The 12,654-nt window shown below is 75.1% G+C and carries 4 protein-coding genes; all 4 read left to right on the top strand.

Going from position 1 to position 12,654, the window contains the following annotated elements; genetic code table 11:
• Positions 1-83 precede the first annotated feature (83 nt).
• The 4 genes from ACFVHO_RS15405 to ACFVHO_RS15390 are packed head-to-tail and all read left to right on the top strand — an operon-like array spanning position 84 to position 12,596.
• Positions 84-1,181 (top strand): TauD/TfdA family dioxygenase, encoded by a 1,098-nt coding sequence (locus ACFVHO_RS15405; RefSeq protein WP_385713744.1) that lies wholly within the window; start codon positions 84-86, stop codon positions 1,179-1,181.
• Positions 1,178-4,438 (top strand): amino acid adenylation domain-containing protein, encoded by a 3,261-nt coding sequence (locus tag ACFVHO_RS15400; protein ID WP_385713742.1) that lies wholly within the window; start codon positions 1,178-1,180, stop codon positions 4,436-4,438. The genes ACFVHO_RS15405 and ACFVHO_RS15400 overlap by 4 nt, the downstream gene beginning before the upstream one ends.
• The gene (locus ACFVHO_RS15395) at positions 4,435-10,959 is read left to right on the top strand and encodes an amino acid adenylation domain-containing protein (RefSeq protein WP_385713740.1); all 6,525 of its coding nucleotides are present in this window, start codon (positions 4,435-4,437) and stop codon (positions 10,957-10,959) included. Before ACFVHO_RS15400 ends, ACFVHO_RS15395 begins: the two co-directional genes overlap by 4 nt.
• On the top strand, positions 10,956-12,596 hold the full coding sequence (locus ACFVHO_RS15390) for a cyclic peptide export ABC transporter (RefSeq protein WP_385713738.1): 1,641 nt from the start codon (positions 10,956-10,958) through the stop codon (positions 12,594-12,596). Before ACFVHO_RS15395 ends, ACFVHO_RS15390 begins: the two co-directional genes overlap by 4 nt.
• Positions 12,597-12,654: the final 58 nt, after the last annotated feature.

Here is a 12,654-nt window from a genome sequence, read left to right as displayed (position 1 = left end):
GCCTCGTCGCGGCCGGTCCGAACCCGCCCGCCCGGACACGCCCATGTCCCCGCGGGTCATACCGACAAGCAAACGGAGCACCCATGTCCCTTCGTACGTCCCGCATGCCCCAGGAGCCCGTCAGGCGACGGTCCCTGACGGACGCGTCAGTCGTCGCCTTCGGTCCCCTGGAGCCCGCGGCCCTGCCCGTGCTCGCCACCCCGCAGCGGCCCGGTGTCCCGCTGACCGTGTGGGTGCGGGCCAACGCGGAGCTGGTGCGGACGCGACTGCACGAGCACGGCGCGGTGCTCTTCCGCGGCTTCGACGAGGGCGCCGAGGCGCTGCGCCCCGTCGTGGAGGCCGTCGCCGGTGACGGCGCGCTCGCCTACCAGGACGGCGCCACGCCGCGCAGCGACCTCGGCGACGGCATCTACTCCTCCACCGAGTACCCCGCCGACCAGACCATCGAGATGCACAACGAGGCCTGCTACAGCTGGAGTTGGCCGCGCGTCCTCGGCTTCTCCTGCGCGCTGCCCTCGGAGACCGGCGGCCAGACCCCGCTCGCCGACTCCCGCAAGGTGCTCGGCCGGCTGCCCGCCGACCTGGTGGCCCGCGTCGAGGAGCACGGCGTGCGGTACGTGCGGAACTACACGCCGGGCGTCGGCATCCCCTGGCAGGAGGCGCTCGGCTGCGACGAGAGCGGCCTCGACGCCTACGCCGAGCAGACCAGGGTGCGCGTCGAGCGCGTCGCCGACAACCACCTGCGCACCGAGGCCCTGCGGCCCGCCGTCGCCCGGCACCCGGTCACCGGCGAGTGGGTCTGGTTCAACCAGGCCACCAGCTTCCACCTGAGCACGCTCGGCGACGACCTCGCCGCCGAACTGCTCAGCCAGGTCGGCCCCGAGCGGGTGCCCAAGACCAGCAGAGCGGGTGACGGCAGCGAGTTCAGCCGCGCCGACCTCGACGCGATCAGGGGAGCGTTCGACGCCGAGTCCACGGCCTTCGACTGGCAGCTCGGCGACGTCCTCGTCGTCGACAACCTGCTGGCCTCGCACGGCCGGGCGCCCTTCACCGGCAAGCGGCAGATCCGCGTCGCCATGGCGGGCGCGGCGACCTGGCACGACCTGGAGACCCGGCCCGCGCCCAGCGGCGCCCGGACCCAGGACGGCACCACCACGCAGACGCAGGGGGACAGACGATGACCACGGCGACATCGACAGCGACCGGGACGGCCGCACCCGCGGCGGAGATCTTCCGCGCGGGCCCGCAGCAGCACGACGCCACCGGCGACGACACGGTGACCACCCTGGTGCTCCAGGCCCCGGCCGCCGTGCCGGGGGAGGCGCTCGCCGCCGCCGTCGCGGCCCTCACACGGCGCCACGAAGTGCTGCGCACCGCGCTGGTGGCGTCCGCGGCGGGCGGCCCGCCCACGCAGCACGTGTTCGCCGAGGCCGTCCCCGGCTCCGACGACGCCCGGCCCTGGTCCGCCCTCGCGGGCCCCGGCGGCCGCGTCCAGCTCGCCGCGTCCGCCCATGTCCTCGACCCCGAGGGCCTGCTGCTCCTCGCGGCCGAACTGGAGCGGGAGCTGGCCGGGGCGACCGGTGACTGCGCGGGTCAGGACGAGGGCGACGCCCTTCAGTACGCCGACGTCGCCGAGTGGCTGCACGACATGCTCGCCGAGCCCGAGGCGGCCGCCGCCCGCGCGAACCAGGAGTCCGCGCACGGCGGCGCCGACGCGGCGGACGAGACGGGCGACGCGGTGGCGCGGGTGCGCTCGCTGGCCCCCGGGGCCGGTGTCGCGGACGCCGCGGCCACGTCGGCCGGGGCGGGGGAGGGCGGCCGCCTCGCGGCCGACTCCGTCCGCTCGCTCACCCTCCCCGCCGCCACCTACCCCACGGCCGAGGCCGAGGCGCTGCTCCTCGCCGCCTGGCTCGTGGTCCTGCACCGCTTCGGCGGCGCCGAGACGCTCACCGTGCGGGTGCGCACCGGCCTGCGCGAGGTGCCCCAACTCCAGGCCGCGCTCGGCCCGTTGAGCGCCTGGACGGGCCTGCGGTACGAGTTCGGCTCCGGGCGCACCCTCGCGGACGTGGTGTCCGCGGCGCGGGCGGCGCGGGCCGAGCAGCGCGAGAGCGTCGAGCTGATCAGCGACCTGTCCGCCGTGAGCGGGCCGCTCGCCTTCTCGTACGCGGAGGTGCCGGAGCACGTCGGCGGCTGGTCCGTGGAGTCGCTCGCGGCCCGGGGCACCGGACCCGCGCTGCGCCTCGCCGCCGTGCGCCACGGCGACCGCGTCGAGGTCCGCCTGGACGGCGCCGCCGCGGCCGTGCTCGGCGGCCCGGTGGCCGACCGGATCCTGGACGCCCTGGCCGCCGTGGTGGAGCAGGGCGCGCGGGAGCCGGGAACGCGGATCGGCCGGACGGCCCTCGGTCCCGCCGCCGCGCCGCTCGCGGCACCCGTGTCGCCCACGGCCGCCGACTGGCAGGAGACCACCCTGCCCGACCTGATCGTCCGCGCCGCCGGGCGCACCCCGGACGCGACCGCCGTGCGCTGCGGCGACCTGGAGCTGACCTACCGTCAACTCCTGGCGCACGCCGACCGGCTGGCCGCCCGCCTGGACGCCGGCCCCGAGGCCGCCGTCGCCGTGCTCGTGCCGGACCCCGTGGCCCGCCTCGTCACCCAGCTCGCCGTGCTGCGTGCCGGAGCCGCGTACCTGGTCGTCGACACGGACGACCCGGCCGACCGGATCGCCGCGCTCCTCGGCGACGCGTCCGTCCGGACGTGCGTCGCCACGGCGGACACGGCGGCCCTGCTGGTCGACAGCGACAGCGACAGCGACAGCGACAGCGACAGCGACAGCGACAGCACGGGCACGGGCACGGGCACGGGCACCGGCGATGACGGCGTAGGCGACAGCCGTGACGTCGTCGTCCTCACCCCCGCCGACAGCGACTTCGGCTCCGGCGGCCAAGAAGCCGAAGCCGCGGCGGCCAAGGAGGGCCCCGCGGCCCCCGACAATCTCGCCTACCTCCTGTTCACCTCCGGCTCCACCGGGCGGCCCAAGCCCGTCGCCGTCACCCACCGCAACGTCGTCAACTACCTCGGCTGGCTGGCCGACGCGGGCCTCATCGGCCCGGAGACCGTGCTGCCCGCGACCGCCGCGCCGGTCTTCGACGCCTCCGTCAAGCAACTGTGGGGACCCCTGGTGCTCGGCGGCACGGTCGTGCTGCCCCCGGCCGGGCAGCGGCCCGCCGAGACACTGGCGGCGGCCGTCTCCGGCGCGGAAGCCACCACCGTCACCACGGTCAACACCGTCCCCCGCCTGTGGGACGAGACCCTGCGCGCCCTGGAGTCCGCCGACGGCACGACCGGTCCGGGCACGGTCGGGCCGCGGACCCTGGACGTGCTCCTCGGCGGCGAGGCCCTGACCGCCGACCTGGTGGCACGCACGTACCGCCTGCTGCCGAAGGCCCGGCTGTGGAACCTGTACGGGCCCTCCGAGACCACCGCCAACGCCACCGCGGGGATCGTCGGCGCCGACGGCCGCGTCAGCCTCGGCGGCCCCGTCGGCGGCACCACGCTGCACGTCCTCGACGAGGCGCTCACACCGGTCGCGCCCGGTGTCATCGGTGAGCTGTACGTCGGCGGCGCCGGGGTCACCCGCGGCTACGCGGGCCGGGGCGGCCGCACCGCCGAGCGCTATCTGCCGGACCCGTTCACCAGCGAGGCGGGCGCCCGCCTGTACCGCACCGGCGACCTGGTGCGCATCGGCGCCGACGGCCTGCCCGAGTTCTGCGGGCGCGCCGACGGCCAGTTGAAGGTGCGCGGCTACCGCGTCGAACCGGGCGAGGTCGAGGCCGTCCTGCTGCGCCACCCCGCGGTGCGCGCCGCGGTCGTCGACGCGCGCGAGAGCCGCCTGGTCGCCTGGCTCGTACCGGGCCCCGACGGCGCGCCGACGGTGGCGGAGCTGCGTGCGCACTGCGCCGCCGTGCTGCCCGCGTACCTGGTCCCCGGCCTCTTCGTGGCCCTGGACCGGGTGCCGCTGACGCCCCAGGGCAAGACCGACCGGCGGGCGCTGCCGGACCCGGCGGACGGGCACCTGGAGCAGGGCGGCGAGTTCACCGCGCCGCGCACGCCCGTGGAGATGGTCGTCGCGGAGATCTGGCGCACCGTCCTCGGTGTCGAGCGGGTCGGCGCGCACGACAGCTTCTTCGCCCTCGGCGGCGACTCCATCCGCGCCATGCACACCGTCGCCCAGGTCCGCGAACTGATGGGCACCGAACTGCCCCTGCAGGAACTGCTCACCGCGCCCACCGTCGCGGACCAGGCGGACCTGCTCCTCGCCCACGACCAGGACGGCGCCGTCCGCGAGTTCGCGGAGGCGTTCGCCGCCCTGGACCCGGCAGCCGACCCGGAGTCCCCCACCGAGGGCCCCGCCCACGACGCCCCCAAGGACCAGTCATGACCGCACCCGAACGCTCTGATCGTGAGAATCGTCTCGAGCAGGCCCGGCGCGCCCTCGCGGCCCGCCGTCCGGGGCGGAAGGCCGCGACCTCCCGCGTGCCCCGGCGGGCCGAGCAGGACCAGGTCGTCCTCTCGGAGAGCCAGCTCCAGCTGTGGACGGCGCACGCCCTCGACCCCACCGGCACCGCCTACACCGTCCCCGCCGCCCTCGACATCGAGGGCCCGCTGGACGCCGACGCGCTGACCCGCGCCTTCGACTGGATGCTCGCCCGGCACGAGGGGCTGCGCCTGGTCACCGACGAGGTCCGCGGCAAGGCGCACGCCCGGCTGCTGCCCGCGCTGCCCCCACTGCGCCGCACCGACCTGACCCGCCTGGCCGACACGGACGCCGAGGCCGCCGAGCGGCGCAGGGACGAGCTGACCGACGCCGAACTGCGCGCCCCCTTCGCCCTGGACGCCGGCGGCCCGCTCGCCCGGGGCCTGCTGATCGCCCTCGCGCCCGAGCGGCACCGGCTCGTCGTCGCCTTCCACCACCTGGTCGTCGACGGCCTGTCGGTCAGCGTCCTCATCCAGGAACTCACCGCCGCCTACGAGGCGTTCCGCACCGGCTCCACCCCGCCGGCGGAGCCCGAGGGACCCTCGTACACCGACTACGCCTGGTGGGAGCGGAACAGCGAGGACGCGCCCTCGCGGGAGGCGTCCCTCGCCCACTGGCGGGCCGAGCTGGACGGCGCCCCGCGGGGCCTGAGCCTGCCCTTCGACCATCCCCGCCCCGACACGCGCGGCCACCAGGGCCACCACCTGGTCCGCCCCACCGGGCCCGCACTGCGCGACCGCGTGGAGAAGTTCGCCGCGGGCTGCGGCGTGTCCGTCTTCGCGGTCCTGTACGGCGCGTGGCGGGCGGCGCTGCACCGGGCCGCCCTCACCGACGACCTGGTGATCGGGGTGCCGGTCGCCAACCGCGTCCGGCCCGAACTGCGCGCCACCGTCGGCCCGTTCATCAACACCCTGACGCTGCGCAGCCGCCTGCGCGACGGCGCGACGCTGCGCGACCTCGCCCAGGACTCGGCGGCCACCGTCGCCCGCTCCCTCGACCACCAGCACGTGCTGACCTCGTCGGTGGTGGCGGCGGTCGGCGGCAGCACCGGGGCCCCGCTGTTCGGCGCGATGTTCGCCTACCTCGGCGAGGACCGCTCCGCGCTGCGCCTCGGCGAGGCCGTCATGACGCCCGTCCCGGTGGAGACGGCCGCCTCCAAGACCGACGTCACGCTCAGCGTCTCCCACCGCGGCGACGACCTGGAACTGATGCTGGAGTACGACACGGAGCTGCTGCGCGAGCACACCGCGGGCGCCCTGCTCGACGCGTACGTCCAGCTGCTCACCTCCGGCCTCGCCGCCCCGGACCGCGAAGTGCGGCTTCTTCCGCTCGCCGCGCCCGCCGTCCCGGAGGGCCCGATGGCCGAGCCCCTGGTGACGCACGGCCTCGACCACGCCTTCCTGCGTTCGGCCGCCCGCCACCCCGCCCGCGTCGCCGTGCACTGGGAGGGCGAGGACATCGCGTACGCGGAACTCGCCGACCGCGTCGAGACCCTGGCCCGCCACCTGGTGGACCGGGGAGTGGCGCCCGGCGACCGCGTCCCGCTGTACCTGGAGCGCGGGCCCGCGCAGATCGTGGCGATCCTCGCGGTCCTTCGCGCGGGCGCCGCGTACGTGCCGCTGGACCTGCGCAACCCCGCGGACCGCATCCGGCACGTCCTGGACGACAGCGGCGGCCGACTGCTCGTGTGCGGTGCCGAGGGCGCGGGCACGCTCGGCTCGGACCTGCCGCAGGTGTGCGTCGACGGGCACGGCCGCCCCCTCTCCGGGGCCGACTCCGCCGCCCCGAGCACCACCGCGCTGCCCGCCCGGCACCCCGGCGACGTCGCCTACGTCATCTACACCTCGGGCTCCACCGGCCGCCCCAAGGGCGTGGAGGTCGCCGACGCCCAGGTCCTGCGCCTGTACACGTCGACCGCGCGGCGCTTCGACTTCGGGCCGCACGACGTGTGGACGTTCTTCCACTCCTACGCCTTCGACGTGTCCGTCTGGGAGCTGTGGGGCGCAATGCTGCACGGCGGGAAGCTGGCCCTGGTGCCGGACGAGACCGCCCAGTCGCCCGCGGACCTGCTCGCGCTCGTCGAGCGGCTCGGCGTCACCGTGTTCAGCCAGACTCCGTCGGCCTTCAAGGGCGTGGTGGCGGCCGACGCCGCCGAGGGCTCCACCCGTGAACTCGCCCTGCGCCACGTGGTGTTCGGCGGCGAGCGGCTCGACCCGAACACGCTGCGGCCGTGGATCGAGGCGCGCGGCGACCGGTCGCCGGTCCTGGTGAACATGTACGGCATCACCGAGACCACCGTGCACTCCACCTTCCGCGTCATCACCGCCGACGACCTGGGCGACCGCACCGGCAGCCCCATCGGCGTACCCATCGACGACCTGACCCTGTACGTCCTCGACGCGGCCCTCAACCCGCTGCCCGCCGGGCTCGTCGGAGAGCTCCACGTCGGCGGCGCGGGCGTCACCCTCGGCTACGCCGGACGCGGCGCGCTGACCGCCGAGCGGTTCGTGCCCGACCCGTTCTCCGACGTGCCCGGGGCCCGGCTCTACCGCAGCGGGGACCTGGCCAGGGTCACCGAGGACGGCGAGTTCGAGTACTGGGGGCGCGCCGACGCCCAGGTGAAGATCCGCGGCTTTCGGATCGAGCTGGGCGAGGTCGAGGTCGCCCTCGCCACCCATCCCGGCGTCGCCGCCGCGGTCGCCGACGTGCGCGGCGAGCAGCTCGTGGTGTGGCTGGTGCCCGCCGCGGGTGAGCTGCCCGACGTGCCCGAACTGCGCGAGCACGCCTCCGGGCTGCTGCCCTCGTACATGGTGCCCGCGGTCTACACCGCCCTGGACGAGGTGCCGCTGACCGTCAACGGCAAGGCCGACCGGCGTGCCCTGCCCGACCCGGCCGAGGCCCGCCTGGACGCCGGGACCGAGTACACCGCCCCGCGCACCGGCCTGGAGGAGACCGTCGCCGGGGTGTGGGCCGACGTCCTCGGCGTCGAGCGTGTAGGCGTGCACGACAACTTCTTCGCCCTCGGCGGGGACTCCATCCGCGCCGTGGAGATCACCGGCACGCTGCGCGCCCTCGGCCACGAGACCCGCGTGCACGCCGTGTTCAAGCACCAGACCGTCGCCGAGTTCGCCACCCACCTCGCGGGCAGCCGCGAGGAGACCCTGGCGCGCGCCGAGCCGTTCGAGATGATCAGCGCCGAGGACCGGGCCGCGCTGCCCGCCGACGCCGAGGACGCCTACCCGCTCAGCGCCACCCAGGCAGGCATGCTCTACCACCTGCATCTGCACCCCGAGGCGGGCATCTACCACAACACCGTCAGCGTGCGGATGCGCGGCCGCCTCGAGGCGGACCCGCTGCGCCGCGCCCTCGCCGACACCATGGACCGCCACCCCGTCCTGCGCACCAGCATCTCCCTGGACGGCTACTCCGAGCCCCTGCAGATCGTGCACCGCGACGTGCCGCCGCTCCTGACCGTGCGTGACCTGTCCGGGCTCGACGCCGCCGAACAGCGCGCCGAGATCGACGACTTCGTCGCCCGCGAGCGCGAGGACCACCTGGAACTGGAGCGCGCCCCGCTGCAGCGGCTCGCCGTGCACCTGCTCGGCGACGACGAGTTCCAGCTGACGGTCAGCGAGAACCACGTCATCCTCGACGGCTGGAGCTGGACGTCCACCGTCACGGAGATCTTCACCCGGCAGGCGGCACTGCTCGACGACGCCCCCGACTACGGCACCCGCTGGCCCGAACTGCCCCTGCGGTACGCCGACTTCATCAAGACGGAGCGGGCCGCGCTGGAAGGGGCGGACGTCGCGGAGGTGTGGCGGCAGCGGATGGCCGACGCCGAACCGCGCTCCGTCGCCGATCTGCGCCCCGCCGGACTGCCGCAGGTGCGCCGCGTCCAGGTCGACATCGACCCCGACACCTCCCAGCGCCTGGCCCGGCTCGCCAAGGAGGAGGGCCTGCCCTTCAAGAGCCTCGCCGTGGGCGTGCACTTCAAGGTGCTCGCCGAGGCCCTGGCCGTGACCGACCCGGTCACCGGCATGGTGATGCACGGCCGCCCCGACCTGCCCGGCGCCAAGGACCTGCGCGGCCTGTTCATCAACATGCTGCCGACCTCGATGTCCGTGCCCGGCGGCAGCTGGCGCGAGCTCGCCCGGCGCGCCTTCGACGAGGAGCGCGGCCTCCTCGAACACCGGCACACCCCGCTGATCAACGTGCAGCAGGCCCTCGGCAACGATCCGCTGTTCGACGTGGGCGTGAACTTCGTGCGCTTCCACGCGCTCGGCGAGATCCTCGACGCCGGTGTCGTGGAGCTCGTCGACCACCACCCGGCGTCCGCCGAGGACACCAACTACGCGGTGATGACGACCTATTCGGTGCACCCGCCCGCCAACGAGCTGGGCCTGATCCTCGCCTACGACAGCGACCGGGTCTCCGACGAGTGGGCCGCCGACCTCGCCACCATGTACGCGCAGGCCCTGCGCCGCTTCGCCACCGACCCCGACGCCCCGCACGAGGCGGCCAGCCTGCTGCCCCACGACGCGGCAGCCGCGGCCCGCCGCGCCGACGGCGGCCCGCTCGATGTGCCCGGCGGCACCCTGCACGAGACCGTCGAGGCCGTCGCCGCGGCCCGCCCCGGCGCGGTCGCGGTCACCGGACCCGGCGGCGCCCTGACCTACCGCCAGCTCACCGAGCGGGCCCGCGCCGCCGCCGACGGCCTCACCGCCGTCGGGGTGCGCCGCGGCGACCTGGTCGCGGTGGTCGCGAGGCGCGGCGTCGACCTGGTCACCGGGCTGCTCGCCGCCATGACGGCGGGCGCGGCCTACGTCCCCGTCGACCCGGAGCTGCCCCTGGAGCGCATCACCCACCTGATCCGCGACTCGGGCTGCCGCACGGCGGTGACCGCGCACCTCACCGACGACGACGCGGACGTCCTCGCGCTGCTCGCCGACGAGGGCATCACGGTCCGCACCGTCGCCGAGGCGGCCGCGCCCACCGACGCCGCGGTCCCGCAGCGCGCCGACGCCGCCGACCTCGCGTACCTCATCTACACCTCCGGCTCCACCGGCACCCCCAAGGGCGTCGGCGTCAGCCACCACAACCTGCTCGCCTACCTGGAGGCCTCCGGCACCGTCGTGGCGCCCACCGCCGACGACGTGGTCGCGGTCCGCTCCACCTTCACCTTCGACCTGTCGGTGTGGGAGCTCTTCGCGGGCCTCGTGGCCGGATCCCGGATCCACCTCGTGCCCGGCGACGTCGCCGCGGACGCGCAGCAACTGCACGGCCATCTGCGGGGCGAGGGCGTCACCATGCTCGCCACCACGCCGACGATCGCGCAGGAGCTGGCCGCCGTGGACGGCAGCGGCGACACCGGCGGCGTGCCGCTCGGCCTGCGGGCGCTGCTGCTCGCGGGCGAGGAGGTGGTCCCGGCCCGGTTCGCCGACTGGTTCGAGGGACCCTCCGCGCAGGGCTGCCGGGTCTTCAACTGGTACGGCCCGACCGAGGCCACGGTCCTGATGACCGTCGCCGAACTCACCGCCGAGGTCACCCGCAGACAGCGGGCCCCCATCGGCGCCCCCGTGCCGGGCTCCACCATCTGGGTCCTGGACGAACACATGCAGCCGGTACCGCCCGGCGCCGCCGGAGAGCTGTACATCGGCGGTGTCCAGGTGGCCCAGGGCTACTGGCGGCGCCCCGGCCTCACCGCCGGACGCTTCATCCCCGACCCGTTCGCCGCCGAACCCGGCGCGCGGCTCTACCGCACCGGCGACCGCGCCCGCCACCGGGCCGACGGCCAGCTGGAGTTCCTCGGCCGCTTCGACAACCAGATCAAGCTCCGCGGCCACCGCATCGAGCTCGGCGAGGTCGAGTCCGTCCTCGTCGACCACCCGGGCGTGACCGACTGCGTCGTGGTGGTGCACGGCGCCGCCGGGGCCACCCCGCGCCTGGTCGCGTACGTGGTGCCGGAGAAGGACGGCCTGGACCGCGGCGAGCTACGCACCCGGGCCGCGGGACGCCTGCCGCGCTACGCGCTGCCCGCGGCGATCCGCCTCGTCGAGGAGATCCCGCAGACCCCCAGCGGCAAACTGGACCGGCGCCGGCTGCCCGCGCCCACCGCCGACGACTTCCTCGGCACCTCGGGCAACGCCGAGCCGGCCCGCGACGACGTCGAGCGCGAACTCCTCGCGATCTGGCAGGACCTGCTCGGCCTGGAGGGCCTCGGCATCCGCGACCACTTCTACGAGGCGGGCGGACACTCGCTGCTCGCCACCCGGCTGCTCCTTCGGGTGCGGCGCGAGTTCGGGGTGCGCCTGCGGGTGCAGCAGGCCATGGCGGACTTCACCGTGGCCGGCCTCGGTGAGCTGATCAAGTCGGCGCGGGAGAGCACCGGCGGTGCCTCGGCGCGGAGAGCGGGACGTCGATGAACTTCATCTCCCTCCTCGCCACCCGGTCCCGGACGACCGTGATCGCGGCGGTGGTCGCGGGCCTGCTCTCCGGCGGCGCGACCGTGGCCCTGATCGCGGTGCTCCAGCGGGTCCTCGAACGGCTCGACGACCCGGGCACCGGGCTGCTCGCCGCCTTCGTGGCGGCGGCGCTCACCGTGATGCTCGCCGGGGCCGTCTCCTCCATCCTGCTGATCCGGCTCGCCCAGCGCTCCATCCAGGAGCTGCGGATGGAGCTGTGCCGCCGGATCCTGGACAGCGGCATGCGCCGCATCGAGCGCATCGGCCCCGCCCGGCTCCAGTCCGCCCTCACCGACGACGTACAGATCATCACCAGCGCGGTCAGCAGCGTGCCGCTGCTCTCCATGAACGGCTCCATCGTCATCGGCGCCTTCGTCTACATCGGGGTGCTCTCCTGGAAGATGCTGCTGGGCATGGTCGGCGTGCTCGCCGTCGGCCTGCTGCTCTACCAGCTCCCGGTGCGCCGGGCCGGTGTCCATCTGCGCCGCGCCCGTGAGCACCAGGACGCCATGCACGGCCACTTGGAGAGCGTCACGCGCGGTGCCAAGGAGCTGAAGCTCGACCGCGGCCGTCGCGACGAGGTCCTCGACGGCGGCGTCGGCGCCACCGGCAAGCTCCTGGTGCGCGACACCACCCGGGGCGTGGGCCTCTACACCGTCGCGGGCTCCTGGGGGCAGCTGCTCTTCCTCGCCTGCATCGGCATCATGCTGTTCGCCGGGCCCCACTTCGACATCCCCGCCGACGACCTGACCGGCTTCACCCTCGCCGTCATCTACATCAACACCCCGCTGGTCACGGTCCTCAACCTGATCCCGGCGCTCGGCCGGGCCGGGACGGCGCTGCGCTCCCTCGACGCGCTCGACCTGGGCGACGAGAGCGGCCTGCGGACGCCCGACCGGGGCGACGCCGAGCAGGACGCAGGGGCCGAGCTGCGGCTGCGCGGCGCGGTCTTCCACTACGACACTCCCGGGGACGACAAGGGCTTCCAAGTCGGCCCGATCGACGCCGAGTTCGCCCCCGGCACCCTCACCTGTCTGATCGGCGGCAACGGCAGCGGCAAGACCACGCTGGCCAAGATGCTGTGCGGCCTGTACCCGCCGAGCGCGGGCGAGATCGTCCTCGACGGCACGCCCGTGGCCGGGGACCGGGTCGAGGAGCTGCGGGGGAGCGTCGCCGGGGTCTTCGCCGACGTCCACCTCTTCCGCACCCTGCCGGACCACCCCGAGGGCGACGACGAGGCCAACCGGCTGCTCGCCCAGCTCGGCATGGACAGCAAGGTGACCGTGCGCGACGGGGAGTTCTCCACCATCTCCCTGTCCACCGGGCAGCGCAAACGCCTCGCCCTGGTGGCGGCGCTGCTCTCGGACCGGCCGGTGCTGCTGTTCGACGAGTGGGCCGCCGACCAGGACCCCGAGTTCCGGGAGTTCTTCTACACCGAGGTCCTGCCCGCGCTGCGCAAGCGCGGCAAGACGGTCATCGCCATCACCCACGACGACCGCTACTTCAACATCGCCGACCAGATCCTCAAGCTCGACCGCGGCACCATCGCCGAGCTCACGGAACCGGCCCGTCCCGCGGCCGAACCCGCCGCGCTCTGACCGCTTCCGCCCCACCCCCCACACCACCGGGTCGCGCACGCCCAGCGCATCCGTTCCC

Source organism: Streptomyces sp. NPDC127108, from assembly GCF_042677545.1.
In the GTDB taxonomy this organism is placed as follows: domain Bacteria; phylum Actinomycetota; class Actinomycetes; order Streptomycetales; family Streptomycetaceae; genus Streptomyces.
The sequence above is the reverse complement of the archived record's forward strand: the minus strand, read 5'-3'. Positions and strand labels throughout refer to the sequence as shown.